Genomic DNA, 26,913 nt, shown 5'->3' with positions numbered 1-26,913 from the left:
CGATGTCGTCGACAACGCTGCGCCGCCTCATCATCATTACGCTGGTCGTGTTGTGGGAAGTGCTGCCACGCCTCGGTGTCATTCCCGAACTGTTTCTGCCGTCGCTGTCCTCGACCTTGGCCGCGGGCTGGAATGATGCCGCGGAATACGGGCAGGCACTGCTGGTGACGCTGTACGAGATCGCCGTCGCCATGGTGTTCGCATGTGGGGGCGGAATTCTCGCCGGCGCGATCGTCGGCAGCCTGCCGCGACCGCGCCTGCTGATCATGCCGATGGTCTCGAGCCTTTATGCGATCCCGCTCGTGATCCTCTATCCGGTCTTCACGGTTTGGCTCGGGATCGGCTCGGAGTCCAAGATTGCGTTCGCTTCGATCTACGGTTTCCTGCCGACCATGCTGGCGACCGCTGCCGGCATTCAAACCATCGACCCGCAACTCCTGCTCGCCGCCCGCAGCATGGGTGCGACGCTGAGCCAACGCGTCACGCGCGTGATCATTCCGGCCGCGATTCCCACCGTGCTGTCAGGCTTGCGGGTGGGAGGCGCCCTGGTCATCGTCGGCGTGGTCGTGTCGGAAATGCTGATCTCGTCGGCGGGGATCGGGTATCTGATTTCCCGTTACCGCACCATTCTGGAAAGCGCGCATGTGTTTGCGGGTGTGCTGCTGGTTCTGGCGCTGGCGGTCGCGTTCAACCTGCTGATCAGGCTGGTCGAGCGGCGGGCTGCGGTCTGGCAGACCGGCACACGCGCCGGCCGTGATGCGATGGCGCAAGAAATTCCCGCCGCCGGCTTGCAACCGGCGAATTCCTAACTGACTTCCTTGCGCACCGTGGCTGCGGCGTCGCTCATCGCCTTGAGCTTGCCGAACGCCACGTGGCGCGGCATGTATTTCATGCCGCAATCCGGCGCCGGGATCAGCCGATCGGCGGAGACGTATTTGAGTCCGGCGCGGATCCGATCGGCGATGACATCAGCGGTCTCGATTTCGGGATTACCGAGGTCGATCACGCCGAGCAGGATTTTCTTGGACGACAGATCCGATAGCACGCCGAGATCGAGTTTGGGCTGCGCAGCCTCGATCGAGATTTGCTCGGCGATGGAATCGTCGAGTTCGGCCAGAAACGAATAGCCTGACGGCTTGGTATCGCCGGGAACGACGGCGGCGTACCCGAAACAGACGTGAACGACGGTCGGTACGGTAAGGCCTTGCAGCGCGCGGTTGATCGCTTTCACGGCGTAGCGCTTGGCGGCTGTCGGGTCGTTTCGCACCCACGGCTCGTCGAGCTGGATGACGTCGGCGCCGGCTTTCTGCAGCTCCAGCGCTTCGGCATTGACCGCCGCCGCCATTGCCATGGCGAACTCTTCGTCGTCCTTGTAGAATTCGTTCTTGGCCTGCTGGCTCATCGTGAACGGGCCGGGCAGGGTGATTTTCGCAGCGCGGTCGGTGTTGCGGCGAAGGAATTCCATATCCCTCAACTCGACTGCGCCGTTGCGACGGATTTGCCCGACAACGCGGGGGACCGGGGTGGCCTGGCCGGAGCGAGAGGTGATGATGGCCGGGTTTTCGGTGTCGATGCCTTCCAGCGCCGTCGCAAAGCGGTTGGAGTAGCTCTCCCGCCTGATCTCGCCATCGGTGACGATGTCGATGCCGGCGCGCTCCATGTCTCTGATAGCAACGATCGTGGCATCGTCCTGCGCCTGCTCGAGGTAGGCGTCCGGAATCCGCCACATCTGCGTCATGCGGGTCCGTGGGACGGATTTTGACAGCATCTGGCGGTCGACCAGCCAATCGGGCTGCGGGTAACTTCCAACGACGGTGGTCGGCAACACATGTTTCGGTAACGCCAATGCTTCAACTCCCGCTGACCGGCTGATTGTTCTTGGAGCGAATGTATAGAGCATCCCGGGCGTGTGTAAACGCTGTCCCAGCCGGCGCGTCCCACGCCTCATCGAACCTCACCGCGGTCTCTTGCGTGGGGGCCGAACATCCCGACCGACGCGAGAAGCGCCGAACTGTCCACGGTCAGTGGCCTGCGAGCTTTTCGAATCGCGACACGGACGGTCTCGGACAGGCAATAATCTCACTTCATCGCGCAAGCCAAATGAAGCGCCGGATCAATCCGCCGATGCTGGCATGGTGGCGATGAATATGCGTTCGTGTAACGGCTGGCTGACCAGCGGTGGTTGCGGCGTGGCGCAGTCCAATCGCCTCAAACTGAGCCTTCTGCTCGTCACTCAGCTTGCCGTAGAAATCGTCCAGTGCGGCACGAACGGTCTTCACCGCTTGCAGCAGAATATTCAATCGTTTGCCGACCGCCTCGAGACGGGCCGGCGGCGTGATCGCTTCCTCCGCCTGGCACGAGTTCTTGAGCAGTTCCGCCGCTTTTGCGCTGGCGTCCTGGAGCGCCGCAAGACTGCTACGTTGGGCATCCGTTGGACGAATTTTCGCTTCGATTTCAGCCGCCGGCCAGCTGATTACGCCGGTTTGCGCGGCGCCGCAGCTTTGGGCGAGCGAGCTGGTTGCGCTTCGCCCGGCTTCGCCCTGACGTGCGTCCTGGCCGAGCGCATTCAGCCGCGCCTTCTGCTCGTCGTTCAGCAGGTCGTAAAATTTCTGCAATGGCGGCTGGACGATGGCGACTGCCGCAATCATCGCCTCGATCCGCATTTGCATGGAGGCGAGTCGAGCGGGCGCCGTCAACGATATCTGGGTTGGGCATGCGGCTCTGAGGTCTTGCGCTGCTTTTACCGAGGCATTCGCGAGGTCGTCGAGCGCCGCACGTTGGGTATCATTCGGCTGGATAGCCTGCTGGATTTGATCTATCGGCAGGCCGGCGATGTCGCGGCTGTCCTCGCCGCACATTTGCGCCAATTGGTCGTTTGGCCCGGCGGGAGATGTTGAGGCAGGTTGCTGGGCCGGGGCCTGCGGAGCGATGCCGCCTTGCGGCAAATAGCCTGCGAGGTCGTCGTAGCCATAGGGCGAGAAAATGCCGGCGTAGATGTCATCATAGCCATAGTCCCAGAACGGGCCGCCATATCCCCACATCGCGTAGTCGTACATGTCGTAATAGGCGAATGGCCAAAACAACGGGCCGACCCAGCCGTACCCGCCGTTGCGGTGTCGCCACCAGCCATCTCTGCCGCCGTGGTCGTGACGCCAGCCTCCCATGGCGGCGCTTGCAGCAATTTGAGCACGCGTATTTGGATTGCGCAGCGCGGTCGTGTTGCGCAACGCGCCGGCGACCGAGCGCGAGTTCAACGCATTGCGAACGGCGCGCGACCTTACGCTCGCGGCGCGATTGACGGCGGTGCTTCTATTCTGGCGCGAGGTATTCTGGCCCAAAGAAGCGTTTCGATTGGACCGCAATGTAGCGCTGCGGCCGGCAGTTCGGTTCGAGCCCCCGCGAACGGCAAAAGAGCGCTGCGCGTGGAAACTGGGGCGCGCCGCGGGCCGCGATATTGCCGACCGGCCGATGTGCCCTCCGCCGCCGCCAAAATGCGGGCTACCGCCGCCGCGCCCGCCGCCGAAATGCCCGCCACCGCCAAAATGACCACCGCCACCAAAATGGCCACCACCACCAGCAGCATGCGGGGCTCCTCCGCCGCGACCACCACCGCCGCGCTGCGGAGCCGCGTAAGCACTGGCTGCGACGACGAGCGCCAGAACTGCAACGGCATAAATTTTTACTTTTGACATTGCCCTTGACATGGCGCTCTCGCGCGGCCCGGTTACGTGAGCGAGCTCAGGTGCTCACGTGTCATAACGTTCACACAACGCCCGAGTTCCGAAGGCTGGAGCGCCGGTTCTCGGTATCTAATTGCAGGCTGCGCTGCGGAAGACAGTCTTACTGGTGTCGTCCAGTTGAGTTACTGACGCTCACGACCGATCTGCTTCCTGAGTCTGTACAGAAAATTCTGCCGGCGAAGAATCCTGATGACACCATCGCAATATCAGCTTTTAATGATGTCGGGCAGGCTGCCTGGAGGCGAGAGATGAGTAACCTCGTTCGCTACCGTGCAATGGAATCCTTGTGCCGGCAGAACGCGGTGTTCCGGCCCCTCGAGAGTTGGCGATTGCTGGCCGAAGCCGAGATGTGGCACCACAAAGCGCAGGAAGAGATCGCTTCTCGTTTTAAGCAACGCACTGACGTTTCGCCGGCCGAGGCGGTCACCCGAAGAACGTCCGATGCGCTGGACGACAGCCAATTGTTGGCGAGCTGAACTACAGTAATTGCGTGCGGCATGGCGGCTTCGCGCTTTCTGAACAGCGGAACCTCGCTTTCACACAGGGATTATCGTTGGTCTACCGAAAGGAACGGCCATGAAATCCACGACGCTTGCACTCGCCACGGCCCTGACGCTGTTCGGCGCATTCGCACACGCACAAAGCGGAGTTCCCAGCGGTCGTGGCTCGGTAACCGGCGACCCCGCGGCCAGCTCCGCCACTCCCGGTACCTCGCCGACCACGGGAAACGCGATGAAACCGAGCCGAAGCGGAAGCGGCACCTCCACCTCAGGAGGCAGCGATGCCAATGGAGATCAGGGCCGGGACAAGATGCCTGACAGCAGTCAAGGCGTAAGGCCTTTGAACAAGCAGAGCAAACCCGACAAAATGTAACACTTGGGGTCCGCATTCCCCGTGGTGTTGCCGGCGTATGTCTGCGCCAACGATTATGCCTGCGATTTCGTCCGTGAATGCAGCTGATGACGCAGACCCGGACCTCCGGCATGGCCGCCGGAGGCCCGGGTCGAGGGCCGCAGTTATTCGGCCAGTTCTGAATATGGCGTCGTCGGCACCTGGGCCTCGATCGCCTTTTCCTCAGCGATGATTTTTGGCTTGCGCAGCCAGACGTAAATCTGCGCCACGATCAGTACGACGCTGATGAGGAGAAAGAACGCACTGATCGGACGATCGATAAAGGTCGTCAGATCGCCCCGAGAGATCAGCAGGCTGCGGCGGAAGTTCTCCTCGAAGCGCGGTCCCAGCACAAATCCGAGCAGGATTGGCGCGGGATGGAAGTCGAGGCGCAGCAGGATGTAGCCGAGGATGCCGATGAACAGGGTCTCGCCGACCTGGAACATGTCGTTGTTGGCGGCATAGACCCCGATGCAGACGAAGAACATCGCGCTCGGATAGAGATAGCGGTAGGGAATGCTCAGCAGCTTCACCCACAGGCCGATCATCGGCACGTTGAGGATGACCAGCAGGATATTGCCGATCCAGAAGCTTGCGATCAGCCCCCAGAAGATGTCGGCGTGCTGGCTGATCAGTTGCGGGCCCGGAACGATGCCGTGAATGATGAGCGCGCCCAACAGCAAAGCCATCACGGTGTCGCCCGGAATGCCTAGGCTCATGGTCGGGATGAAATCGCCCTGCACGGAGGAGTGCGTTGACGCTTCCGGACATGCGACGCCCTCGATCGCGCCGTGACCGAAACGCTCCGGCGTTTTCGATATCTTCTTCTCGGTGGCGTAGGACACGAAGGAGGCGATGGTCGGCCCGGTACCCGGAATCAGCGCACAGAGGCTCCCGAGCAAGGTGCCGCGGATCATCGGGAAGAACGATTTCTTGAGGTCCGCCTTCGACGGGAACATGTCGGAGATGCCGACCTTGGCGTACTTCATATCGACGGCTTCGGTATTGTTGATGCTGTTCATGAATTCGGCGATGCCGAACATGCCGAGCGCCAGCGCGACGATTTCGACGCCGTCGAACAACTCAGTGATACCGAAAGTGAAGCGGGGTTGCCCGGTTTCGATATCCGATCCCACGATGCCGACCAGAAGGCCGAAAACCGTCATCGCGATCCCCTTGAGCGGCGATCCCTTGGCCAGCGTCGAGCCTGCGAGCAATCCCACCAGCATCAGTGAGCATACTTCGGCCGGTCCGAATTCGAGCGCCATCTTGACGAGGAACGGCGCAAGGAAAATCATCTCGGTGATGCCGAACGATGCGCCGACAAAGGCCGCGATGATGGTGATGCCGAGCGCCGTGCCGCCCTTGCCCTGCTTTGTCAGTGGAAACCCGTCAAGGCATGTCACCGCGTGCGGTGGATGACAGGGCAAGTTCAGCAGGATCGAGCAGATGGCGCCGCCATACTGCGCGCCGTAATAGACGCCGGAGAGCATCAGGATCGCGGGCACCGGCTGCATCCCGAAGGTCAGCGGGAGCAGAATGGAAATCGTGGCTACAGGGCCCATTCCCGGCAGCACGCCGACGAGGTTGCCGACCAGCACGCCAAGGAAGCAGTACATCAGGTTATGCGGTTCGAGCGCTACGCCAAAGCCGTAATAGAGATCCGTAATTGCAGTGGAGATCACAGGTTGACCCCGCGCAACAAGGGGAACGGGATGCTGAGCAGGTAATGGAACAGCAGGACCCCGAATACCGTGACACCGGCTGCCAGGATGGCCGACGATTTGTAGGTCGCTGTCTTGTCCCCGAGCGCGCAGACAAAGACGCAGGCGAATACAGCAGGGATCATGCCTGCGTATTGTCCGAGGATGATGAATAGGATCGGGCCGGCGATAATGCAGAGCCAGCCGAACCATTGCGGATTGTCCGGCAGGAACCTGGAGTCGTCAGGCTCAGATGAGGCCAGGGCGGTGCCGGCGATCAGGATGCCGAGGAACGCCAGGACAATGCCGAGCATGACCGGCATGAATCCGGGACCCATCCGGGCGAGGCTGCCGAACTTGTAGCCAGTGCCGATGACCGCGGCTCCGACGCCGATCAGCATCATCAGGCCGCCGGCATAATAGTCGCGTTTCAGCTTAAATCTGTCCTGCAACGGCGTATCTCCGGTAAGGTTTTTTCGGACCCTACCCGTAGTGGCGGGGCCTGTCGAGATTGCCCCGTGCTGCCATGCGCCGCAGGGTTGCCGCACCAGCCCAGGGGCGGCTGTATCGGCGCGGGTATTGCGAGTTGCTTAGGCAACGATCCGATATTTTCGGTTGTCACGACATCGCAGCTCGGAGGAGTTGCGACCGCCTGATGCCGATGTGGCGGCAAGTCTGGCTGCCAATCGGTGTTCGACGTGCGGCCCCAGAGAATGGTATCGGCGCCGGGGCGGCGGCCATTCTGCCGACGTTTGGCCAGCTTTCGCCTGAGTTCGAGGAGAGTGATATGAAAAAAGTGAATTCCGCCTCGGCCGCGTTGGCTTTGAGGTGCCGGTGTTGGGCAGCCGGAGTGGTGGTGGGCGTCGGCCTGGCGATCGCGGCTTTTACTTTTCACTCTCCCGTTTTGGCACAACCTGCGGCGGCGCAGGAATTGGCGGTGATCCCGCCCGACAAGGATACCGACCTCAAATTCTACCGAACCGACGGGACAATTCAGGAGGGCGTCGCGGCGCTCGAGCATATGACGTCCGATGCAAACCTCGTTGTCTGGGTTGCCGGAAATCAGTTCTTCGCGATGGACGAGGTGATCGGCGCTTTTCAAAAGGCCTATCCCGGCGTGACGGTTGGGCTGATCACGCTTCCCCCGGGCTTGATCCTGTCGGCGATTGAAGGCGGAGGCTGGCGTTACAACGGCAGGGAGTACCGATGCAGGCCCGACATCTATGCATCCGTCAATCTCGGGCATCTGCAACGGCTCAAGACGGCCGGTCTGATGCTTAAGTATGAGATCTACATGCACAATGAACTGCAGATGATGGTGGCCAAGGGCAATCCGAAGCGGATCGCCGGGATCGACGACCTCGTTCGCAACGACGTTCGAACCTCTCTGCCCAATCCGGTCAATGAAGGGATCATGCAGTTCTATGCGCGCAAGATACTGGAGCGGCACGGAATCTGGACGCAGATTGCGAATGGCCGGGAATGCGCATCCTGTCAGACCACCGAGCGTAACTGGTTTACCGCCGTGCACCATCGGGAAACCCCGGAACGTATTCGCGACGATAAATCCGATGTCGGCATCGTGTGGAAGACAGAAGTGATGCAAGCTCTGCGCCAGGGCGCTCAAGTAGAGGCTGTCGAGCTGCCTGCTTCCGACAGCCTGCGTGATGAAGTGTCGTACGCCGTGGGGGCATTGGAGAACGGCCGGCACAGGGAGAATGCCGACAATTATCTCGCTTTCCTCGCTACCCCCGCCGCACAGGACGCCTACGCGAAGTTCGGGTTCGTCAAAGCCCGGCCGGATGAGCTTACCCTCAAGCCGATCAATTGAATCCGACGGACGGTAGCCGGCGCGGGAAACCGGCGGACGGCCGGTGCGGCGGATGACCCCCGCTCGCCATGTCCCGGTTTAAGGCCGGCCGGCAGGTTGCGTCGCGAAAGGGCGAACGGTGCCGTCGGCGGTTTCCGGTAATTCGGTTGCCCCAGGGCCGTCCGGTTCGGTCCGGCACGCTCCGATCGCCGCAATCACGTTGAATTCACGATGAAACCCGCAAGCTAGGCTTGGCTATGATCTGCCAGGGCTTGTGATCTGCCAGGGCCATCGTCAGAATCATCGTAAGGCATCGGGGCATCAATGACTGCGGTAATTTACAATTTCGATCGCTGGAGCGAAACCAGTCCAATCGACGAGACGGAAAGGCTTGTGTCCGCTTTGGGACGGTACACGAGCGCGGAACTGCTCGAATTGTTGTATGTCGGCGAAGAGCCGGGATTTTTCGAGCTGATGCGCGGACTTTTCGCGCTTTCCGATGAGAGCCGGTTGATCTTGCAGAATTTTCTCACAGCTCTGCCCGGCCAGAAAATGACGATATCGATCGACCAAGAGGGCAGGTGCGTGCTGGCTCCCGAAACCTCTTCGCAATAGCGAAACAGGGCTTGGGGACAGTTCGTCGAGACTACCGCCACCATCCGCGGCGGCGGTATCCTTGCGCTGAGTCCCCATACCGTAGGCTGCGGAGCTCATCCGTTGGCACGCATCGCACGCTTCTCTTGCAGAATGGATTCGGAGATAAACTCGCCGATCCAGTCGCAGCGCTTGGCTTCGATGTGCCAGGCCATCGCCTCCGCCGAGGACGGCGCCGGGTCCGGAATGTCCTTGCGGACCTCCCTGCCATCCAGCCAGCCGCAGCTATGTGAGTAGCGGGTTTTCGAGACCAGGCTGATCGTTTCGCGCTGCTGCAACCGTGCATATCCGTCGGCTGGAAAAAAGGTACCAGCGAGTTCGACCGGGAACGGCAACTGGCGCACCAGCAAAAAGGTGCTGGCAGCTTCCGACTCCGACTCCGAAACCAGCACGCCGAACAGGCTGTGAATGGGGGCGATAGCGTCGGGCGCCACGCGTCCGTTGGGGTCGCGCATGACACCGGCGGTCGCCAGCGAGAGGTATTCGCCGTCAGGGCCCCAGCGGCACGCAATCAGCCACTCGCGGCTGTGGCTGCGGATCAGCGTTGGCTTGGCGTAATCCGACCGGGCAATATCGGCAGCCATCGCAACGACAAAGGCTTTGGCGAGCATTATGGTACTCCAAGACGTGGACGTTTCCGCCTGCCAGACTTTGCGCGACAGGCGTGAGGCCATCGTGAATAGACAGGAGATCGGATGCCCAACCTGTTTGCGCGCGCGGCCTCATCATTACTTGGCGATAGACCGGAGGCGGCCGACGATGCTGATGTCCGATCCCTGTTGCAGGCGCTGGGTTACGCGAGGGAAGCCGGCGCGGATCGCACTGAGAGCGGCCCTGAAACACGCCACCGCGCCTGCCTGCTGAAGCTGGCGTCGCGGTTTCGGCGTGTTTTCGAACTGGCCGCTCCGGACGCCCCCGGCCTGGTCATTTTTGGGGCCGAATTCGATCCCGAGCTTGCGGACCCCTTGCATGCCGGCAGTCCTGGGGTCGGTGTCTCCGGTGTCGGCCTCTCGCTGCAGGAAGCATTTCAAGGGTGCATCGGGGAGGGCGTTGAGTATCTGTCCCAATTGCAGACCGCCAATGATGTGCTGGAATTACCCGGCGCCGCCGGCCCGGCGGCGGGGCTCGGTCCGGCCGCACGGGAATTCCTCGCGACGTTTTCGGCGTACCACGGGCGCGCCGATGTCGAACTTTCATGGTGCCGCGTGACACGTCTCACCGATGGCAGGGAGGTCCTGTTACCCGCAGACCTCTGCCTGCGCCGGCCGTCGGGCAAGCAAGCGATCAAGCCGCCATTTCCGCTAAGTGCCGGATCAGCGGCCGGGAGGTCCTGGGACGCAGCCGCCCTGCACGGTCTGCTGGAGTTGATCGAGCGAGACGCGGCCAGTCTTTGGTGGCGGGGTGGCAACCGCGGCCGGTTGATTCCGCCTGAGCATGAAGCGCAAACCGCGGCCCGGGTTCTGCTGTCGCGGCTGCGGCAAAACGTTTCGTCGCGACGGAGCTGGCTGCTCGATATAACGACGGATATTGGAGTCCCCTGTGTTGCCGCGGTCTCCTGCAAGGCCGATGGCCTTGGCTTCGCTTTTGGTCTCGCCGCGCGGCCGACGCTGGCGGCCGCGGTGCGCTCAGCCGTTCTGGAAATGTGTCAGATCGAACTTGCGCACGAGGTTGTCGAAGCGAAGTGCACCGAACGCGGTGAAGCTGCGCTCAACGAGCGGGACCGGATTCACCGGCGGCGCGCCACCATGATCGTCGCCGATGAATGTCTTTTGCTGCAACCCGTAGCAGAGCGCGCGGAACATCTGAACTTCAACGTGAGCGATCCGGGCGCCTTGCTGCGGCTGATGGCGGATCGCCTCGACCAGTTCGGCATCGAGACCTTCAACCTCAATCTGACCCGTCCGCATTTCGCGATCCCGGTGGCGCGCGTGATTGCGCCCGGCCTGCAGCTCGAACCGTCCGAGCTCATTACGCCGCGATTGGCAGATATGATTGCGCAAACAGGCGGAGGTGCGAGCTATACGGGCGGCGTCGCGCTGATATAGTCGGTTGACCTCGGTGGGACTTTTCGATGCGGCGGGTCGCTAACGTTCAAGAGCTGGCTGAAAGCGAATTCGAGGCGGTGCCCGGAGCCGCGGCGCATCTTTCGGTTTCGTTGGTGGGACGGCTCACAATCAGATTCAAGGGCCGCCTGATCGAGCTTCGGACCCAGAAGGCCGGCGCCGTTCTCAGCTATCTTGCCTTGACCGAGACCAAACACGAAAGCCGCGAACGGCTCGTCGGTTTGTTGTGGAGCCGGTCGGACGAAGAAAAAGCACGGGCCTCGCTGCGTCAGGTCGTTCGCGAATTGCGTGCGGCCTTTGAGGAGGCGGGATGCAGCGGGTTCGTCGCGGGCAGGCTCTCGATTCATCTCGATGCCGAGAACGTGGAGGTCGATGTCGAAAGTATTATCCGGGCCGCCGAAGGCGGCAACGTCCACCCGCTGTTGCTCAATACTCCACAGCTTGGCGAACGGATTCTGGAAGGCATGGACGATCTCGATCCGTCATTCCGGGTCTGGGTGCTCGCAAAACGCCAGACCATTCATGACAGGCTGATGCGAAGCCTCGGCGCCGGTCTGGTGGCGGATGAGGTCGCCGCCGGCGCCAAAAGTCGGATCGCGACCGCGATCTTCAACCTCGATCCCACCCACGAGGAGGCCTGTTGCCATCTGATGCGGACGCACGCCGAGGAAGGCGACGTCGCCGGCGCACTACGCATCTACAAGGCGCTTTGGGATTTGCTGGACCGGGATTATGGCATGGAGCCGTCGCCGGTGACGGAAGAACTCGTTGCAAAGATCAAGCTCGGGGCCTTTGAAAGGCCGCTCGCCGATTCCGGCGCGCGCGGCGCAGCCGACAAGCGCACATTACGTGTGATCAACGGGAGCGTTGAGCATGCCATTCCGCTGGCAGCTGCGCAGATCAAGGCGCCGGCCAAAATGCGCCTCGTGCTGCAGCCTTTTGCCATGCATGGCATCGACAACGATCATGCCCATCTCGTTCAAGGGTTCAACCAGCACCTCGCCGCATCGCTTGTGCGTTTCCGGGAATGGAGCGTGGTCGATCGAGTGACTGCTGCTGTACCTCCCGCGCAGGATTCGGCGCCGCAATATTGCATCGAAGCTACTGCCTATCGGGCGGGCGACGATATCAATATGGTGATGGTGCTGAAAGACGACAGGACCGGTATTTACGTCTGGAGCGAGAGCTTCCGACTCGGTCTGAATAACTGGTTCGAAGCCCAGCAGCGTATTATCCGGCGCATCGCCATGTCGCTGAATGTGCAATTGTCGGCAGAGCGGCTGATGCGGCTTGCGGGCGAACCCGACGTTTCGCTCGATGCTCACGATCGCTGGCTGCGCGGTCAGAGTTTGCATTTCAAATACGATGCGGAAAGCTGGCAGCGTGCGGTCACCATCTTCCGCGATGCGATCCGGGAAAATCCCACGTTCTCGCCTTGCTACAGCAGCCTCGTGCAAATGAACAATGTCGAGCACTTTGTTCACCCTGGCGTGTTCCGCGATCTCGGCAAGGCAAAGGCGACGCTTGAACTTGCCAAGCGTGCCGTTCAACTGGATCCGGTCGATTCCAGGGCGCATCTGTGCTGTGGCTGGTCTTATGTGATGGCGCTGCGCGAGGCCGAGGCGGCGCCGCACATGGACCTCGCCTGTGAACTGAACGACAACGACCCGTGGACCTTGTTGTCCAGTGCAGCCTGTTGCGCTTTTTGCGGATCGATCGATCAAGCTCGGCTGCGGGCCGAGCAGTCGCTGGCTCTTTCGTCAGCGCCCTCATATCTCGGATGGGGTTACCATGGCATCATTCGTGTGCTGAGCGGCGAATATGCCGGCGCCCTCGAGGCCATCGATCGCGCGGAGGGGGTAATAAAGACGCTGCCTGCATGGCGGGCGGCGGCGCTGTTTCATCTCGGACAGTTGGACATGGCTCGGGAAGAGGCTCAGCGCTTCCTCAACGGAATACGTTCGTTTTGGATTGGATCATCCGCCCCGACCGACGAGGCCGTGGTCCGCTGGACCCTGGAAGCGCATCCGATCAGCGTAGGCGCGCGATGGGAAGTCCTGCGCGACGGATTGGGTGGCGCAGGACTTCCTGTCGAGGGTATCGTGCAGTTATCCTGATCACGTAGTTTCAGGAACAGATGCTGATCGTGTAGTCACCGATACGCTCGGCATGCACGCGGAATTTTTCGTCTTCGGGAATGACCGGTTCGATACCGTTGAAGAGGCGTTTGTAGAACGGCGGAAGCGGATAGGTTGCGCCCGGCTTGTTGAGCAGTTCTTCGGAATCGGCGATCATCACCTTGGGCGGCAGGCGCACCAATATCGTCTCCTGGTCGGAGGAGACGAACTTGATCTGCGTGAAGCGTTCCGGCACCGTCGCGAATACTTGTGCCTTGGCGAGTTGCTCCTTGAATTCGTCCATCGTGGTCGGGAGCGGGTATTCGTTGTCGTCGTCGAGATAGTTGTTGCCGGTGGCCCAGGTCTTCACCAGCTTGCCCCAGCGCTCGTGGTTCGTGACTTGCAGTCTTTCGATCGACATGGCTTCAGTCCTCCAGGGTTGGGTGACGCGGAATGAATCCGCCTCACAGGAATGCGGGCACGGCCTGGTGCAGGCCACCGATCTCAGCGGTGAACTCGACCAGCTGATCCATGCGCGCAATTTCGGGTACGTCTTCCAAGACATTTGTCGGGTAGTATTGAGCGGAGATCGCAGCGAGCGCTTCAGACAACGAACCCGCGTTACGTGCGACCGGGAGCGCATTATGTTCGAGCGCACCGAAGATCACTTCCGACACGATGATCGAGCCTAGCGGTCCAAGGTGCTGGCCCGGTGCCTGCGGCTGTTGCATCGCCTCGAACAAGATGAAAAACGGCAGCGGCGGATCATTCGCCAGCGTTTCGATGTCTTCAGCGGAAAGGCCGCCATAGCTTGGTTCGGAAGCCAGCCATTCACGGAGCCGGCTGACCCGGTAGGGACGATCGGCAAGCAGCCGCGAACTATCGATGAAGGAGGGCCGGCGGATCGCAATCTCGTCGATCAGCGCTTCCACGGACCACAATCCGGCGAGAGCCGCGCCGAGAAGATCGCGATAAAGCAGGCCAACCCGGTTGGTCGCGTCGACCGCGGGAAAGATCTGGTCGTTGCCCAGCCCGTCGCTGAGGAACGGGCCGATGCGCCGGCTGAAATTCGGCCGCGATCCCTGGATTTGGAAGAAGCGGGACCACCGCACGATCCATGTCGAGTCGAGCGGCATGTTGACGGGATCGTTCGCCGACGTTTTTTCCAGGGTCTTGCTGAGATCGTGGGTGGCAAGATCGTTGATCACGTATTCGGGCCGCACCATCGCGTGGCCGAAGCGGAACGCGCCATGGGAGAATTCGAGCGGAACCTGCCAGCCATTTCGCTCGCGCAGACCATGCATTGCAGGATCGTGGTCGGCAGGATCGTGGTCGGAATGCGCGGCGCGGTCAATGAAGCTCCGGGTCGGACCGCAATAGGCCGCGTGGATCGCTGGATGCAGCACACGCCGCATCAGATCGTTGCGGATGATGGCGTGATAGATCGATGTCAGGGCATCGCGCGCGCACAGAAACCGCTTGTAGGCGGCGCCGAGATTGGCGTTGATCGCCGTTGCGGGTTCGCCGCGACGTACGACATCGACCAGGCCGTTATGCAGCAGCGCAAACAGTGCAGTCAGCTGCGACATAATGGCGTGGTCGTCATTGCGGGGATCGGCGATCAGCGCTTCCGTCAGCGCAATGCGATGTCCGGCAATGCTTCGGTCGATCCCGGTGACATTCTCGGCTGGTGTCCGCGCGATGTCGCGGAACGGACAGCCGGACTCGACCTCCTTGTCTTTCCAGCGCATGCGACCGAGCCGCAGCTTCGTGCGACGTTCATCGTTCGGCGTATCCTGCGCATACACAAACGGAGAGCCGACAGGGCCGCTTCCAAACAGGGTTTCGAGTTTGAGCGCCGTGCGGCGCGCGTTGGCGGTATCGGCGTCGAGCGTTCCTGTCACCGAAAGCGGTATGGCCGAGTGCACGAGGTCATGCGCGACGAATTGCAGCAGGTATGTATAACCCGACGGTATAAGAGGATTTTCCCAGCGCTCTATCGTGGCGTCATCATGAGGCGGCCAGTTGAGTTCGGCATCCATCCGGCGGGACAACCGGTTCATCAGGGCGCGGACTTTTAGCGAATGTTCCGGCGCGGTTGACGGGTCGATGCCGTAGGCCTTGAACCGTTGTGAAGCGTTGGGCGTATTGAGGAAGTGTCGAAAGCCGGAAGGCATTCCGTGACGATCAGCGAGATCGTCTATCGGAGTTGTTCCCTTGATCGGAAGCGCGAATGCCTTGGTTGCGTTCTGCACGGCAGTTTCTCTCCGCTATCACGTTGCGAGACTGGCGGGTAAGCCGTGAAATTATCGTGATCTGGGAATCGAGCGGCGCTGCGTCGCTTGCAGCCGAAGCGCGCGCGACAAATGGCATCGCAAGATGAGGTGGGAATTTTCCGGCATGCGGAGTGTTCAGAGCGCAAACGGCTTGCGCGAGGCCGATTAGTTCGGCAACGGTGGGCGTTAAGCACGACAAAAGCCGGGCAGGGATCGCCTATCTACTTAAGTTGCGCTATTCGAAGGGGATTTTGCTGCAGTTTCGCTTGCCGAGTGCGCCGGCGCGGTTACAATGGCGGCAATAGTAATAAGATTATCACGTGGAGAGAAACGATATGACGAACACAATCCGGCCGCCTGTTTTTTGGTCATTGCGCGGTCTGCTCGGAGCTACCGCCATCGGCCTGTTGGCGACATCAGGTCAGGCTTTGGCCGCGGACCCGATCAAGTTCGGTGTCATCGCGGAAGCCCAGGCGATCGCGGGCGCATCCATCCCGCAGGCGGCACAACTGGCCGCGGATGAAATCAATGCCAAGGGCGGCGTCGACGGCCGCATGATCGAAATCGTCAGCTACGACAATCACAGCTCTTCGGCGGATTCGGTTCGCGCCTTTCAGCGCGCCGTCAACGAGGACAAGGTTCACGCCGTGATCGCCAGCTATGTCAGCGAGGTCGTGCTGGCGCTGATGCCATGGGCCTCACGCCTGAAGACGCCGATGGTGACTCCGGGCGCTGCCTCCAACGAGATTCCGCTCGGCGTTCACAAGGACTATGACAAGAACAAATATACCTTCCACGGTTATCTAACGTCAGCCTCGCTGGCGCTTTCGGTGTGCGATGCCGCCAAGGATCTTCTGGTCGACCAAAAACACATGAAGACCGCGGTCATCATGAGCGAGGACGCCGCCTGGACCAAGCCGCTGGATGTGGGATACGAGGCATGTCTGCCCAAGATCGGCCTGAAGGTGCTCGACCATATCCGCTTCTCGCCGGATACCACCGATTTCACGCCGATCTTCAACAAGATCGAGGGCTCGAAGCCCGACGTGATCATCACCGGCATTTCCCATGTCGGCGTGCAGCCCACGGTGCAGTGGAAGAACCAGCAGGTGCCGATTCCGATGCTCGGTATCGCTTCGCAGGCAACCAACGAGACCTTCGGCAAGGATACCAACAATGCCTCGGACGGCGTGCTCTATCAGGGCGTCTCCGGTCCGGGCGTAGCGGTGACGCCGAAGTCGATTCCGTTCGCCGAAGCCTTCAAGAAGAAGTTCGGCAACTATCCGTCCTATGCCGGTTATACGGCCTATGATGAGGTCTACTATCTCGCTGACGCGATCAAGCGCGCCGGATCGACCGACGCGGACAAGATGGTGGATGCGCTGGAAAAGACCGACTGGGAAGGCACCATCGGCCGCACCCAGTTCTATGGCAAGGACGACGAATTCACCCACGGCCTCAAATACGGCAAGGGCCTGATCACCGGCCTCATGCTGCAGTGGCAGGATGGTGCGCAGGTCTCCGTATGGCCCAAGGAAGTCGCCAAGGGCGAGTTGAAGTTCCCAAGCTTCATCAAGGTCACGTCGAACTAAAGTCTCGAATGAACAAGCTCCCGGGTCTTCCCGGGAGCCTTTTCATGTGTGTAGTTTCCCAATATGAGGCAGCGGTGCTGCCGCGGCCATTATAAATGCTTGCGTTACAGATCCTGATCGATGGCTTTGCCATCAGCGCGTTGTACGCGCTCGGTGCGACCGGTTTTACGCTGATCTTCGGCGTCTCCGGCGTACTCAATCTCTCACACGGCGCCATCATGGTGTTGGCAGCAGTGGCGGCATGGGCCGCCGCCAGCGTGCTGCATGTCGACACCTATTTTGGCGCGCTGATCGGAGTTGCGGCGGCGCTCGTCGCAGCCTTCGCCACCTATTTCGCGGTGGTGCAGCCGATCCAGAAATCGCGGCGTATTCCCAACGAGGAGAAGGAAATCTTCGTCCTCACCGGCACGTTGCTGTGGGGGATCATGATCCAGGAACTGATCGCCTATTTCTTCACCAACAACGCCAAGACCGTGCTTCCGATCGTTGAAGGGGTTGTCGACATCTTTGGCGTGCGCACGCCGAATAACGAAATCTTCACCGCCCTGGTCTGCTGCCTCGTGATCGGTCTGCTCTGGCTGCTGGTGAACCGCACCCGGACCGGCAAGGCGGTGCTGGCGGCGTCGATGAATCCGCGCGGCGTCACGCTGCTTGGGCTGGAACTCACCAGCATCTATATCGTGGTGTGGGCGATCTACGGCATCCTTGCCGGCATCGCCGGCGTGCTGCTCGGAATGTTCCTAGGGGTCAGCTCCTATAGCGTCGGACCGCTCACCGCGAGCGCGTTCTCGATCGTGGTGCTGGGCGGCCTCGGCAGCGTATCCGGCTCGCTGATTGCCGCGTTTGTGGTCGGCTATCTCGAAACCCTGACGGCCTATCTGATATCGCCGGCCTATCGAACCATTCCGGCGCTGCTGCTGTTGGTTATCGTGATGTACATCCGGCCTCAAGGCCTGCTCGGGAGGCGATGAGCATGGCTGACTTCTTTAAATCGCGGCTGTTCTTCATCTCGCTCGTGGTCGTCATTGTCGCCTCGACGCTGCCGCTCTACGTGTCCGGCTATATTCTCGGCCTGCTCACGGTTGCCTATTACTTCGGCGTATTCGCGATGTCCTGGGATCTCTTGTTCGGCTTCGCCGGCGAAGTGAATTTCGGTCCCACCTTTCTGATCGGCGTCGGCGCCTACACCGCGGGCATCCTCAACAATCAGTATGGATGGTCGGTGTATCTGTGCATCCTGCTTGGCGCGCTGGCTGCTGTGGTTGCGGGTTTCGTGCTGGCACTCCCGGCGCTGCGCGTGCGCGGTCCTTATTTCGGACTGACGACCCTTGTCGCCGTGCTGATGTTGCAGAATTTCATCGTGGTGTTCGCCGATCTCACCGGTGGCGAAATCGGTCTGACCATTCCTGACGTCATCACGATCGACGCCAACATCAACTACTGGATCGCGCTCGGCTTCATGACCATCAGCGCAGCTATCCTGTATGGGCTGTCGCAGTCGCCGATCGGCCTCGTGCTGCAGGCGAGCGGACAGGATCCGGTTCAGGCCGGCGCGCTTGGCTTCAACATCGTCAAGCATAAGCTCGCGGCTTTCATCGTCAGCGCCTTCTTCTCAGGGCTATCAGGCGCGTTGCTGGTGTTCTATTTCGGCACCGCGTCTGTCGGCACGGTGGTGGACGTGGCTGTCGGCGTGAACGTCATCGTCGCCGCGGTGCTTGGCGGGCGCCGCACCGTGCTTGGCGCGGCCCTCGGAGCGATCTTCCTGATCGTTGCCGGTGAATTCCTCAGGCCAACCGGTGAGCTGGCAACGTTCATCGTCTCCGCCGTTGCACTGCTCGTCGTCCTGTTCTTCCCCGGCGGTTTCCTCGGAGCGGCCCTTTCACGCGAGGCCCGCTCGTAATGGACACGACGACCAACAACGCACCCGTTCTCGAAGTCCGCGGCCTGACCAAGCGGTTCGGAGGGCTCACCGCCGTCAAGAATCTGAGTTTCGATTTGCGCGCCGGTGAAATTTTCGGCCTGATCGGCCCGAACGGATCGGGCAAGTCCACCGCGATGAAGAGCGTGATGGGCATCGAGCGCCCGACCGCGGGGGATGTCATCTTTCAGGGCGAAAACGTCGCCGGCCTTCCTGCGCACAAGATCGCGCGGAAGGGTTTCGGCATGGTGTTTCAGCATTCGCGGCCGCTGAACCGGCAGACGGTGCTCGAGAACATCATGGTCGCGCTGCTGCCGGACAGCCTGTTGATGCTGTTTGCCGACAAGGCGCTGACGGAACGGGCCAAGTGGATCGCCAACCGCGTCGGGCTGGGCGCTGTGATGGATCGGCGCCCGCCCACATTGCCATTCGCCGACCTGCGCCGGCTTGAGCTCGCCAAGGCCATCGCCCGGGACCCCAAGGTGGTGCTGGTGGATGAGCCGTTTGCGGGGCTGACGCTGGCCGAGGTCGGCACATTCTCGGAACTGATCCGCAGCTTCCGCGACGAGGGGCGCGCGGTGATGCTGGTCGATCACAACGTCAAGAGCGTCGCCGCGCTGGTCGATCGCGTGCTGGCGATGTATCTCGGCGAGGAAATCGTCACCGGCCGCGCCGATGAGGTGATGCGGAACGAGACCGTGCGGCGGGTCTATCTTGGCGGCGCGATCGAAACATCGGCGCGACCGGAAACCAGCTTCAAGGACAAGGTGCCGTTGCTGCAGGTCGAGAACGTCAGCGTCCATTATGGCAAGGCGCAGGCGCTGGAGAACGTTTCGATCCACGTGCATGAGGGTGAATTTGTCTCCGTCGTCGGCCTCAATGGCGCCGGCAAGACCACGCTGTTCAACACCATCTCGGGTTTCCTTCCCTATACCGGCGAGATCCTTCGCGGCGGCGAAAAGCTGCGCGGCACCAGCGCCGCGCGCATCGCGCGCAGCGGCATCGTGCAGTGTCCGGAGTCGCGCGAGCTGTTCGGCGAAATGACCGTGCGCGAGAATCTCGATCTTGGTGGTCAGCATCTGACCGACGAGGCGAGGGCCACGCAGCTCGCATGGTTGTTCGAGTTGTTTCCGATCCTGCAACAGCGTCAGGGCCAGTTGGCGCAAACGCTGAGTGGCGGCGAGCAACAGATGCTGGCGATCGGCCGCGCGCTGATGATGCAGCCGAAAATTCTGATCCTCGATGAACCGACGCTCGGGCTTGCGCCGGTCATTCTCGAGCTGTTGTCGAAGGCGCTGGAGAAGCTGCGTCAAACCACACCGATCACGGTGTTGCTGGGCGAGCAGAACGTGACCTTCGCGCTGCCCCATGCCGACCGGGTGTATGTGCTCGAACATGCCCGGATCGTGTGGGAAGGCGATCCCGGCCGCTTTGCCGCCGAGGCCGGCGAGGGTTACCTCTGAAGCCCTCATCTCTGGCCGGCATTCCCGATTAATCGGCTGTGTGATGTTTATCACATAACCGGCGATTGAATCGGCCTAGCCTCCTTGTCGAACAACAGGAGGCTCACATGCGCAAATTCATTCTGGTTACGGTGATGGTTCTGGTGTCCGCAACGGCGCAGGCCGGCGGGACGAGAGGTCTGACGCTGGCCTCGAACGACGATCCGGCCGTTGCTGAGCCGGCCGCGCCCGTCGAGACACCGAAAGCTGTCGAGCAACCTTCAGTCATTGACACCAAGACCGAGCAGCCGGCGGCGACACAGTGCCAGCCTGCCACGCCGAAAAACGCGGATGCTTCCGCAACCCCAGTGGCTCCCAAGGCCTCCGAAGCGCCCAAGGCGACGAGGCATACACACCGGCGCGCGTCGGTGGAAGCGCAGGTCATCTCCGAGCTGCATCGGCACGGCATTTATTGGTGATCTGTCCAAATTTTGCAGCGTGATTGCCGTCATAACCTATTGGTTTCAACCCAATCGATACTCCGCCATCACAAACGCGCCGCGGCCTGCGGGCGACAAGGGAGCTGAAAATGACCCTCTTCCGTAACCCGACAATCCGTCAGGCCGGCCTGGCGCTAGCGTTCGCGGTATCTGTCTCGGCGCTGTCGTCGACCTCGAGCTTTGCCTTCAGCGCCGAGGCGCAGCAGATGTGCACCGGCGACGCGTTTCGGCTGTGCAGTTCCGAAATTCCCAACATTCCCCGCATCACCGCTTGCATGATGAAGCATCGGACTGACCTGAGCACCGGTTGCCGGGCTGTGATGGATCGCGATCTGGCTCAGAAGCCGAGCAAGGTTGCGGCCGAATAAATGGCGGTCCCGGCTGCGACCCAGCGGCCAGGCTTTCCAAAGCAGCCTTCGTTGTGATCCGAGATCGCGATCCCTTAGCTCGCAGGCAGCCTTGAGCCGTCGATATCGCTGTTCGTGCTGCCAGTGCGACGTCACATCGGCTCCTGACTTGTTCAGGTGGACGTGTTGATCGATGTGGTCGACCCACGATACCGGAATGAAATGATGGTGCTGGCCGTCGGGCGAACTCTGCTTGGTGAGTTTGATCTTGTCGGAGCCTTGCAGGTGGTCGACTTTCCCGACCATCTTTTTATCGGACGAGATGACGTCCATGTGCTCTTTGATCTGCGCGGTATTCGTCATTTTAAGCTCCTGACACACTCCGAAGCTAACGCATGCACGCCGGGCAAGTTGCTATCTGCCTTTCGGCCGGGAAGCGTCACAGAGCCGGGAAGCGTCACAGAAGCGTCCAAAATAGGGAAGCCTGTCGTACCTAATCCCGAACCGGGTCCCATATCTGCGAGCGACAAATTTCCTCGCCTTCCTCGTCGGTCACCAGAATTGAGCAATGTTGCTGTCGCAGCTCAGGCCTGACGGAATAAAGCTCATTGGCAAGCCGATCCGCTGCATCGGCCGCCAAAATATCATCAGCCAGATCGAGGCCGTTCTGGTCGATGATCGTCTGCTTTCCAATCAGATCAAAATGATATCGAGGCATGGGTGAAGAACGCCGTGCCGGGAAAGGCGTTCCGGCCAATGATCGATGGTGCCGTAGTTCTTTGGTATCGCAGCGCCGTGTCAGCTATCTTCCGTCATCATGAAGACAAGACCTGTCAACGTCGCGCCGACCGCGAACGACAGCACGACGGCCGCTTCGAACAGGATCAATGGCGTCTGGGGACTGGAGCTGTCGCTGATCAGGGTCATGATCCCCGCTGGATCGAAGCGCGTCAGGACGATCACGAAAACCAGACCCATGGCGACCCCCATGGCGGCATGACTTGCCAGCTTCAGAGCGGATGAGAGCAATGCGGCCGATGTCTTTGTGCGCATGGATTTGACCGATTTTTCCAGGCGACGCAGCAACGCACGAGGTCGGCCCGCGGTTCCCTCCGCCGGCCGGCGCCGATGATGCTCCGGGCTAAAAAGCGAAGAGGGCGCGTTCAAAGGGGCGCCAGGTCAGATTTGACGCCGTGGTGCGGTTATGGAATGAGCCACTTTCAGCGGTGTTGAATGTGTCAGTGACCAAGAACGGCTTCCGGTGAAGCCCGGCATTGTATGAGTAAAAGGGGCGTCTGATGGGTATTCAAGTCTACGGCTTTTGGCGCTCGATTGCCTCATTTCGTGTGAGGGTTGCCCTGAAGCTCAAGGGATTGCCGTTCGAGGAAATCCCGATCGATATCCTTTCCGGAGAACAATTCGAGCCCGGTTATGCGGCCGTCAATGCCGAGCGCGTCGTGCCGACGTTTATCCATGACGGGCATTCCGTGTACCAGTCGCTGGCGATCATCGAATATCTCGACGATATCCACCCCACACCGCGGCTGATCCCGGAGGATGTGAAGGAGCGGGCCTATGCGCGCTCGCTGGCGCTGATGACGATCGCCGATGCGCATCCGCTGGTGACGCCTCGGGTCCGCAATCATCTGGCCGAAGCCTTCGGCGCCGATGCCAAAGCGATCGAGGCCTGGGGCAGGCATTGGACGACCGAAGGTCTTGCGACCTATGAACGGCTGCTTGCACGCCGGGCGCCAGCGCCTTTTGCGCTCGGTGCGGAGCCGGGGATCGCGGATATCTGCATTGCGGGCCAGGTTGTGACCGCGCAATACCTCAAACTTGGACTGGACGCTTTTCCCGCGGTGGCCGTGTTAGCCGGCCGTTGTTTTGAGATGCCGGCCTTCGCCACGTCTCATCCGTTCGAGCAACCGGGATTCAAGACGGCGAGCGCGCCCCACTAAGCGAGCCGGCCTCAGAGATCGAGGCCGAGCACCCGGGCGGCGTTGCCGCCGGCGATCTGGGCCAGCGTTATCTCGTCCATCCCGTGCACCCCTGCGATATGCCCGATCGGGTTATATTCGGCCATGTCAAAGGGGTAATCGGTGCCCATCACGATACGATCAGGGCCGAATACGTCGATCATGTACGCCAGCTGGTGATAGGTAAAAACCACAGTGTCGAGATAGACTTGGCGCAGATAGGTCGTCGGCGGCAATGGCAGCTCGCCATGGGCGTCCTGCCGCGCACCCCAGGCGTGGTCGATCCGGCCGGAATAGCCGGGGAGATATCCGCCGCCATGCACGGCCATCAGCTTCAGGTCGGGAAAGCGCGCCAGCGTTCCCGAAAAGATCAGGTTGTGAAGCGCCAGCGTCGTCTCCAGCGGATTGCCGAGAACGTTGTTGAAATAGAAGTGGGTCAGACGCTCCCCATGGGTGAAGCCGTTCGGATGCATCATGATGAATGCGCCGAGCTCCTCGGCCTTGGCGAAGAACGGGCGGAATTTCTCATCTGACAATTCCTGGCCATCGACATTGGTCAGGATTTCGACCCCCTTCAATTTCAGGTCGTTCATGACGTAGTCGAGTTCGCGGACCGCGATCTCGGGTTCCTGCAGTGTCACGACGCCGAGCCCGACAAAACGGTCCGGCCGACGCGAGCAATATTCGACGACGCCATCATTGGCGAGGCGATGCGCGGCTTCGGCGATTTTGGGATCGATCGAGTAATAACATTGGCCTGGCGCCGGTGCCACGACCTGAATATCGATCCCCATGCTGTCGAGGTCGCGCAGGCGGCGGTCGATCGTGGTCATGACCTCGCCGACATCCTTTTCCTGCTGTGCGTTGACCTCCCTGCTGGCGGCATCGGAGAAATGCGCCAGCGGGTTCCGGCTGATATCGATATGCGGTTTGGCGAGTTTCGCGGCCTGCGGGATCACGATGTGGGCGTGGATGTCGATGGTGGGGGAAGCCGGACGCCGGGCGAGGCCGTCGGCATCATGGATACGGGCGGCGGTGCGGCCATAGCGATTTTTGCGATCGATCATGGAGGTGCCTCGGCTTTCAGGAATTTTCGGCTATTGCCCCGCGCCCGATTTGGGATCCGTGATAATGGTCTTCTTCAACACTTCGAAGACGGACGCCGTGTCCTGATCGCCTAATCCCATCGCCATTGCCTGCGTGTAGACCGGCTGGGTCAGCGTAAACATCGGTGTTTCACAGCCGACATCGTCGGCGAACTGGGCGATGATCGCCATGTCCTTTTTCCAGGTCGAGACTTTCATGGTTGCGGGTTCATAGACGCCTTCGACCATCATTGGCGCGCGCATCTGGAACATCCGCGAGCCGCCCGCACCCGGACCGACCAGATCGACCACCATTTTCGGATCAAGCCCGGCGCGTTCCGCCAGCACCATCGCCTCGGCGGTGGCGACATTATGGATCGCGACCAAATGGTTGGCGACGAATTTCATCCGGCTGCCATTGCCGAATGCGCCGAGATCGGCGCTTTGCTTGGCAAAGTCGGCGAACAGGCCGGTGCATTGTGCGATGGCGCGGCTGTCGCCGCTGGCATAGACCACGAGATCGCGAAGCTTCGCCTGCGCGCCGGTTCCGCTGAGAGGGCAGTCCAGCGCGATGTGACCCGCTTTGTTCAGAATAGCCTCGAAGCGAAGCTTGTCGGCGAGGGCGAGCGTGCTGAGCTCGACCACAATCCGTGGCGGCTGCCCGGAATTGGCGATCGTCTGCGCGACGTCCATGACCGCGGCGGGCGTGGGCAGGCTCGTCATGATGATGGGAGTGTCACGAGCGACCTGCGTGGCGTCCGCCGCAATGATGACGCCGGCTTTCGAAAGCTCCGCTCGGCGCGCGGCGTCGATATCGAAGCCGATCACCCGCCATCCGCGCTCGATCAGATTGGGCGCGATCGCGCTTCCCATGATGCCGAGGCCAATGATTCCAACAGTCTTGTTCATGAAGGTCTCCAGCGGAGCAGGTGAACGGTTGCGATCCAGCTATGGCCGCGCCTTGAATAACTAGTGATCAAGCGATAAACAAGGACGAGGTCGCGTCAGTCGGCTACGTTGCAGTGCAGTGCAGCAATCGTTGTTCAAGGGAGACGCGTCATGAAGGTTACCGGCTTCAACCATCTGTCGATCGGTACCAAGGATCTCGCGGAGTCGGTAAAATTCTACGAGACTGTGCTGGGTATGGAGGCCATTCCCAGCTACAATTTTGGTTTCAAGACCAAATATCTCCGCTGCGGCGATCTGCAGTTGCACATCTTCGAACTCGAAGACCAGGTTCCGTTTTATCAGCACTTCGCGGTCGACGTGGATGACTTTCACGCCGCCTATGACGCGGCCAAGGCCATGGGTGCCCTGGATTCGACGGCGTTCCGCAATCCGGTGAACGAGCTTCCGGATGGCTGCGTGCAGATGTATCTGCGCGATCCCGCCGGAAATTTGATCGAGATCGACTGGCCCGATGTCGAGACGCTGGACCGCTCGCGAATTCCCGAGATGAAATTGCTGACTGAATTCGCCGAACAGGATGCGGAAGGACTGTCTGCGTCGCTCTATCTGGATCGGCCGCATCTCAAGCCCGCACGCCGGGCAAGGTAGCGAGGGTCGCACATGGCAAGTGTTGATCGGACGCCGGACACAAGCCCAGCCATGGGACCGGACCATGATGCCTACCTGGCCATGATCGCGCGCGCCAAAGCGCTCGTTCCGAAACTGCGCGATCGTGCGTCGCGGACCGAGGAGCTGCGGCGCCTGCCGCCGGAGACCGAACGTGACCTGCACGACGCCGGCCTGTTCCGGGTGGTGCAGCCGAAGCGGGTGGGAGGATCCGAATTCGATTATGTCGCGCTGGTCGATTGCGCCGATGCGCTCGGGCAGGGCGATGCGTCGGTGGCCTGGAATTTCGCCAACCTCGCCAGCCACCACTGGATGCTGGGCATGTTCGACAGGCGTGCGCAGGACGAGGTCTGGGGCAAGGATGCCAACACGCTGATCGCATCGTCGTTTATCTTTCCGGCCGGGCGCGCCCGGAAAGTCGATGGCGGATATCTGCTGCGAGGCAGCTGGCCGTTCTCGTCCGGCGTCGAGTCCTGCGAATGGAACATGCTTGCCAGCGTCGTTTCATCCGATGACGAAGCCGATGGGATCGAATACCGGATTTTTCTGCTCAACAAGCGGGACTACAAGGTCAAGGACACCTGGAACGCGGCCGGATTGCGTGGCACCGGATCCAACGACGTCGAAGTCGCGGGCGCCTTTGTCGCGGAGCACATGTCTGTCTCGGCGAGCGATCTCGCCGGCGGCCCGACGCCGGGAAGCAGCGTCAATCCGAACGCGCTTTATGCGCTGCCGGTGTTTTCGCTGTTTCCCTATGTGCTGTCGGGAGTGGCGTTGGGAAATGCGCAAGCCTGTCTCGACGACTATGTCGAAATCGCGCGGCATCGCGTTTCGACCTACAACCGCGCCAAGATCGGCGACATGCAGAGCACGCAGATCAAAATCGCTGAAGCTTCCGCCAAGGTCGATACCGCGCGGCTGCTGATGCGCTCGAACTGCATCGCGGCGATGACGGACGCCCGGCGTTACCACATTCCTCACATCGCGGCCAAAACGCGGTTGCGGCGCGACGGCGCCTTTTCGGTCAATCTCTGCACGGAAGCGGTGTCGCTTTTGTTTGCGGCGAGCGGCGCGCGCAGCCTGTTCATCTCAGGCGCCCTGCAACGCCAGTTCCGCGACGGGCACGCGATCAATTCTCACCTGGCTTTCAATTTCGATGCGGCCGGCACCAATTACGGTCGTGTTGCGCTTGGCTTGCCATCGGAAAACCTGACTCTTTGAGAC

At 61.0% G+C, this 26,913-nt stretch carries 28 protein-coding genes and 1 pseudogene; 16 read left to right on the top strand and 13 right to left on the bottom strand.

The features are described 5' to 3' along the window. The first annotated feature begins 2 nt into the window (after positions 1-2). Positions 3-809: an ABC transporter permease gene (locus BLV09_RS14010; protein WP_100380498.1), complete on the top strand. Its 807-nt coding sequence runs from the start codon at positions 3-5 to the stop codon at positions 807-809. Here BLV09_RS14010 and BLV09_RS14005 read toward each other — a convergent pair. The 3 genes from BLV09_RS14005 to BLV09_RS38045 form a co-directional block, all read right to left on the bottom strand. Beyond that, positions 806-1,846, bottom strand: a complete 1,041-nt coding sequence (locus BLV09_RS14005; RefSeq protein WP_244549078.1) for a 5-methyltetrahydropteroyltriglutamate--homocysteine methyltransferase — start codon at positions 1,844-1,846, stop codon at positions 806-808. The two genes, BLV09_RS14010 and BLV09_RS14005, sit on opposite strands and share 4 nt — an antisense overlap. Positions 1,847-2,084: 238 nt before the next feature. Beyond that, positions 2,085-3,254 (bottom strand): Spy/CpxP family protein refolding chaperone, encoded by a 1,170-nt coding sequence (locus BLV09_RS14000; RefSeq protein WP_244549077.1) that lies wholly within the window; start codon positions 3,252-3,254, stop codon positions 2,085-2,087. A 23-nt stretch (positions 3,255-3,277) separates the two neighbouring features. After that, on the bottom strand, positions 3,278-3,583 hold the full coding sequence (locus BLV09_RS38045) for a hypothetical protein (protein ID WP_244549252.1): 306 nt from the start codon (positions 3,581-3,583) through the stop codon (positions 3,278-3,280). Positions 3,584-4,069: 486 nt separating this feature from the next. Here BLV09_RS38045 and BLV09_RS37240 point away from each other — a divergent pair, with 486 nt between their 5' ends. Both BLV09_RS37240 and BLV09_RS13990 read left to right on the top strand, forming a co-directional pair. After that, on the top strand, positions 4,070-4,216 hold the full coding sequence (locus BLV09_RS37240; RefSeq protein WP_167558557.1) for a hypothetical protein: 147 nt from the start codon (positions 4,070-4,072) through the stop codon (positions 4,214-4,216). 100 nt (positions 4,217-4,316) lie between these two features. Then, positions 4,317-4,613 carry a hypothetical protein gene (locus BLV09_RS13990; RefSeq protein ID WP_146687739.1) on the top strand — a complete coding sequence of 99 codons (297 nt, stop codon included), beginning with the start codon at positions 4,317-4,319 and terminating at the stop codon, positions 4,611-4,613. 143 nt (positions 4,614-4,756) lie between these two features. Here BLV09_RS13990 and BLV09_RS13985 read toward each other — a convergent pair whose 3' ends face one another. After that, a complete protein-coding gene (locus tag BLV09_RS13985) occupies positions 4,757-6,250 on the bottom strand; it encodes a tripartite tricarboxylate transporter permease (protein ID WP_433994422.1) in 1,494 nt (497 codons plus the stop codon). 62 nt (positions 6,251-6,312) lie between these two features. Further along, positions 6,313-6,786: a tripartite tricarboxylate transporter TctB family protein gene (locus BLV09_RS13980; protein WP_244549076.1), complete on the bottom strand. Its 474-nt coding sequence runs from the start codon at positions 6,784-6,786 to the stop codon at positions 6,313-6,315. 74 nt (positions 6,787-6,860) lie between these two features. On the opposite strand from BLV09_RS13980, the gene BLV09_RS13975 reads away from it, so the two are divergent. Both BLV09_RS13975 and BLV09_RS13970 read left to right on the top strand, forming a co-directional pair. Beyond that, positions 6,861-8,165, top strand: coding sequence for a molybdate ABC transporter substrate-binding protein (locus tag BLV09_RS13975; RefSeq protein WP_146687737.1), 1,305 nt, complete (start codon positions 6,861-6,863; stop codon positions 8,163-8,165). 303 nt (positions 8,166-8,468) lie between these two features. After that, the gene (locus BLV09_RS13970) at positions 8,469-8,759 is read left to right on the top strand and encodes a hypothetical protein (RefSeq protein ID WP_146687736.1); all 291 of its coding nucleotides are present in this window, start codon (positions 8,469-8,471) and stop codon (positions 8,757-8,759) included. Between the two features lie 95 nt (positions 8,760-8,854). On the opposite strand, the gene BLV09_RS13965 is transcribed toward BLV09_RS13970, so the two are convergent. After that, positions 8,855-9,472: a hypothetical protein gene (locus BLV09_RS13965; RefSeq protein WP_167558721.1), complete on the bottom strand. Its 618-nt coding sequence runs from the start codon at positions 9,470-9,472 to the stop codon at positions 8,855-8,857. 21 nt (positions 9,473-9,493) lie between these two features. On the opposite strand from BLV09_RS13965, the gene BLV09_RS13960 reads away from it, so the two are divergent. Together BLV09_RS13960 and BLV09_RS13955 are read left to right on the top strand one after the other, a co-directional pair. Further along, positions 9,494-10,843: a YcaO-like family protein gene (locus tag BLV09_RS13960; protein ID WP_146687734.1), complete on the top strand. Its 1,350-nt coding sequence runs from the start codon at positions 9,494-9,496 to the stop codon at positions 10,841-10,843. Between the two features lie 26 nt (positions 10,844-10,869). Then, on the top strand, positions 10,870-12,978 hold the full coding sequence (locus BLV09_RS13955) for a BTAD domain-containing putative transcriptional regulator (RefSeq protein ID WP_146687733.1): 2,109 nt from the start codon (positions 10,870-10,872) through the stop codon (positions 12,976-12,978). A gap of 10 nt (positions 12,979-12,988) precedes the next feature. Here BLV09_RS13955 and BLV09_RS13950 read toward each other — a convergent pair whose 3' ends face one another. Together BLV09_RS13950 and BLV09_RS13945 are read right to left on the bottom strand one after the other, a co-directional pair. Continuing rightward, positions 12,989-13,399, bottom strand: a complete 411-nt coding sequence (locus tag BLV09_RS13950) for a hypothetical protein (RefSeq protein WP_100380509.1) — start codon at positions 13,397-13,399, stop codon at positions 12,989-12,991. Between the two features lie 43 nt (positions 13,400-13,442). Continuing rightward, positions 13,443-15,233 (bottom strand): hypothetical protein, encoded by a 1,791-nt coding sequence (locus BLV09_RS13945; protein ID WP_100380510.1) that lies wholly within the window; start codon positions 15,231-15,233, stop codon positions 13,443-13,445. Positions 15,234-15,589: 356 nt separating this feature from the next. Here BLV09_RS13945 and BLV09_RS13940 point away from each other — a divergent pair, with 356 nt between their 5' ends. The 6 genes from BLV09_RS13940 (at position 15,590) to BLV09_RS38040 (ending at position 21,074) form a co-directional block, all read left to right on the top strand. Beyond that, a complete protein-coding gene (locus tag BLV09_RS13940) occupies positions 15,590-16,846 on the top strand; it encodes an ABC transporter substrate-binding protein (RefSeq protein WP_100380511.1) in 1,257 nt (418 codons plus the stop codon). Between the two features lie 95 nt (positions 16,847-16,941). Next, the gene (locus tag BLV09_RS13935) at positions 16,942-17,817 is read left to right on the top strand and encodes a branched-chain amino acid ABC transporter permease (protein WP_100380512.1); all 876 of its coding nucleotides are present in this window, start codon (positions 16,942-16,944) and stop codon (positions 17,815-17,817) included. A 2-nt stretch (positions 17,818-17,819) separates the two neighbouring features. After that, positions 17,820-18,746, top strand: coding sequence for a branched-chain amino acid ABC transporter permease (locus BLV09_RS13930; protein ID WP_146687732.1), 927 nt, complete (start codon positions 17,820-17,822; stop codon positions 18,744-18,746). Continuing rightward, positions 18,746-20,227: an ATP-binding cassette domain-containing protein gene (locus BLV09_RS13925; RefSeq protein WP_146687731.1), complete on the top strand. Its 1,482-nt coding sequence runs from the start codon at positions 18,746-18,748 to the stop codon at positions 20,225-20,227. Before BLV09_RS13930 ends, BLV09_RS13925 begins: the two co-directional genes overlap by 1 nt. Positions 20,228-20,334: 107 nt before the next feature. Next, positions 20,335-20,685 (top strand): hypothetical protein, encoded by a 351-nt coding sequence (locus BLV09_RS13920; RefSeq protein WP_146687730.1) that lies wholly within the window; start codon positions 20,335-20,337, stop codon positions 20,683-20,685. A 110-nt stretch (positions 20,686-20,795) separates the two neighbouring features. Then, complete coding sequence (locus tag BLV09_RS38040) at positions 20,796-21,074, top strand: hypothetical protein (protein WP_146691112.1); 279 nt, start codon at positions 20,796-20,798, stop codon at positions 21,072-21,074. A 120-nt stretch (positions 21,075-21,194) separates the two neighbouring features. On the opposite strand, the pseudogene BLV09_RS13910 reads toward BLV09_RS38040, so the two are convergent. The 3 genes and pseudogenes from BLV09_RS13910 to BLV09_RS13900 form a co-directional block, all read right to left on the bottom strand. Then, positions 21,195-21,416: pseudogene (locus tag BLV09_RS13910) on the bottom strand (DUF2171 domain-containing protein); the annotation flags it as partial. A 130-nt stretch (positions 21,417-21,546) separates the two neighbouring features. Further along, positions 21,547-21,810, bottom strand: a complete 264-nt coding sequence (locus tag BLV09_RS13905) for a DUF6894 family protein (protein ID WP_244549075.1) — start codon at positions 21,808-21,810, stop codon at positions 21,547-21,549. A 41-nt stretch (positions 21,811-21,851) separates the two neighbouring features. Further along, positions 21,852-22,106, bottom strand: coding sequence for a hypothetical protein (locus BLV09_RS13900; protein WP_146687729.1), 255 nt, complete (start codon positions 22,104-22,106; stop codon positions 21,852-21,854). Positions 22,107-22,351: 245 nt separating this feature from the next. Here BLV09_RS13900 and maiA point away from each other — a divergent pair, with 245 nt between their 5' ends. Then, complete coding sequence (gene maiA, locus BLV09_RS13895) at positions 22,352-23,011, top strand: maleylacetoacetate isomerase (protein ID WP_146687728.1); 660 nt, start codon at positions 22,352-22,354, stop codon at positions 23,009-23,011. 11 nt (positions 23,012-23,022) lie between these two features. On the opposite strand, the gene BLV09_RS13890 is transcribed toward maiA, so the two are convergent. Both BLV09_RS13890 and BLV09_RS13885 read right to left on the bottom strand, forming a co-directional pair. After that, complete coding sequence (locus tag BLV09_RS13890) at positions 23,023-24,096, bottom strand: amidohydrolase family protein (RefSeq protein WP_146687727.1); 1,074 nt, start codon at positions 24,094-24,096, stop codon at positions 23,023-23,025. A gap of 30 nt (positions 24,097-24,126) precedes the next feature. Continuing rightward, complete coding sequence (locus tag BLV09_RS13885) at positions 24,127-25,023, bottom strand: NAD(P)-dependent oxidoreductase (RefSeq protein ID WP_146687726.1); 897 nt, start codon at positions 25,021-25,023, stop codon at positions 24,127-24,129. A 150-nt stretch (positions 25,024-25,173) separates the two neighbouring features. Between BLV09_RS13885 and BLV09_RS13880 the strand changes: the two genes are divergently transcribed. Next, positions 25,174-25,671, top strand: a complete 498-nt coding sequence (locus BLV09_RS13880; protein WP_146687725.1) for a VOC family protein — start codon at positions 25,174-25,176, stop codon at positions 25,669-25,671. A gap of 12 nt (positions 25,672-25,683) precedes the next feature. Further along, the gene (locus BLV09_RS13875; RefSeq protein WP_146687724.1) at positions 25,684-26,910 is read left to right on the top strand and encodes an acyl-CoA dehydrogenase family protein; all 1,227 of its coding nucleotides are present in this window, start codon (positions 25,684-25,686) and stop codon (positions 26,908-26,910) included. Positions 26,911-26,913 lie beyond the last annotated feature (3 nt).

Source organism: Bradyrhizobium canariense (assembly GCF_900105125.1).
Classification (GTDB): Bacteria; Pseudomonadota; Alphaproteobacteria; order Rhizobiales; family Xanthobacteraceae; genus Bradyrhizobium; species Bradyrhizobium canariense_A.
Note: the sequence above shows the minus strand (reverse complement) of the source record. Positions and strands in the feature narration are given on the sequence as shown.

What these genes read in the sequence shown, in the direction of transcription:
- BLV09_RS13875 (WP_146687724.1), top strand. Translation starts at nt 25,684, where the DNA reads ATGGCAAGTGTTGATCGGACGCCGGACACAAGCCCAGCCATGGGACCG.
- BLV09_RS13965 (WP_167558721.1), bottom strand. Translation starts at nt 9,472, where the DNA reads ATGGCCTCACGCCTGTCGCGCAAAGTCTGGCAGGCGGAAACGTCCACG.
- BLV09_RS38045 (WP_244549252.1), bottom strand. Translation starts at nt 3,583, where the DNA reads ATGCTGCTGGTGGTGGTGGCCATTTTGGTGGCGGTGGTCATTTTGGCG.
- BLV09_RS13925 (WP_146687731.1), top strand. Translation starts at nt 18,746, where the DNA reads ATGGACACGACGACCAACAACGCACCCGTTCTCGAAGTCCGCGGCCTG.
- BLV09_RS13955 (WP_146687733.1), top strand. Translation starts at nt 10,870, where the DNA reads ATGCGGCGGGTCGCTAACGTTCAAGAGCTGGCTGAAAGCGAATTCGAG.
- maiA (WP_146687728.1), top strand. Translation starts at nt 22,352, where the DNA reads ATGGGTATTCAAGTCTACGGCTTTTGGCGCTCGATTGCCTCATTTCGT.
- BLV09_RS13900 (WP_146687729.1), bottom strand. Translation starts at nt 22,106, where the DNA reads ATGCGCACAAAGACATCGGCCGCATTGCTCTCATCCGCTCTGAAGCTG.
- BLV09_RS13940 (WP_100380511.1), top strand. Translation starts at nt 15,590, where the DNA reads ATGACGAACACAATCCGGCCGCCTGTTTTTTGGTCATTGCGCGGTCTG.
- BLV09_RS13975 (WP_146687737.1), top strand. Translation starts at nt 6,861, where the DNA reads ATGCGCCGCAGGGTTGCCGCACCAGCCCAGGGGCGGCTGTATCGGCGC.
- BLV09_RS38040 (WP_146691112.1), top strand. Translation starts at nt 20,796, where the DNA reads ATGACCCTCTTCCGTAACCCGACAATCCGTCAGGCCGGCCTGGCGCTA.
- BLV09_RS13990 (WP_146687739.1), top strand. Translation starts at nt 4,317, where the DNA reads ATGAAATCCACGACGCTTGCACTCGCCACGGCCCTGACGCTGTTCGGC.
- BLV09_RS13970 (WP_146687736.1), top strand. Translation starts at nt 8,469, where the DNA reads ATGACTGCGGTAATTTACAATTTCGATCGCTGGAGCGAAACCAGTCCA.
- BLV09_RS13985 (WP_433994422.1), bottom strand. Translation starts at nt 6,250, where the DNA reads ATGTACTGCTTCCTTGGCGTGCTGGTCGGCAACCTCGTCGGCGTGCTG.
- BLV09_RS14010 (WP_100380498.1), top strand. Translation starts at nt 3, where the DNA reads ATGTCGTCGACAACGCTGCGCCGCCTCATCATCATTACGCTGGTCGTG.
- BLV09_RS13890 (WP_146687727.1), bottom strand. Translation starts at nt 24,096, where the DNA reads ATGATCGATCGCAAAAATCGCTATGGCCGCACCGCCGCCCGTATCCAT.
- BLV09_RS13930 (WP_146687732.1), top strand. Translation starts at nt 17,820, where the DNA reads ATGGCTGACTTCTTTAAATCGCGGCTGTTCTTCATCTCGCTCGTGGTC.
- BLV09_RS13935 (WP_100380512.1), top strand. Translation starts at nt 16,942, where the DNA reads ATGCTTGCGTTACAGATCCTGATCGATGGCTTTGCCATCAGCGCGTTG.
- BLV09_RS13885 (WP_146687726.1), bottom strand. Translation starts at nt 25,023, where the DNA reads ATGAACAAGACTGTTGGAATCATTGGCCTCGGCATCATGGGAAGCGCG.
- BLV09_RS13880 (WP_146687725.1), top strand. Translation starts at nt 25,174, where the DNA reads ATGAAGGTTACCGGCTTCAACCATCTGTCGATCGGTACCAAGGATCTC.
- BLV09_RS13920 (WP_146687730.1), top strand. Translation starts at nt 20,335, where the DNA reads ATGCGCAAATTCATTCTGGTTACGGTGATGGTTCTGGTGTCCGCAACG.
- BLV09_RS13960 (WP_146687734.1), top strand. Translation starts at nt 9,494, where the DNA reads ATGCCCAACCTGTTTGCGCGCGCGGCCTCATCATTACTTGGCGATAGA.
- BLV09_RS13950 (WP_100380509.1), bottom strand. Translation starts at nt 13,399, where the DNA reads ATGTCGATCGAAAGACTGCAAGTCACGAACCACGAGCGCTGGGGCAAG.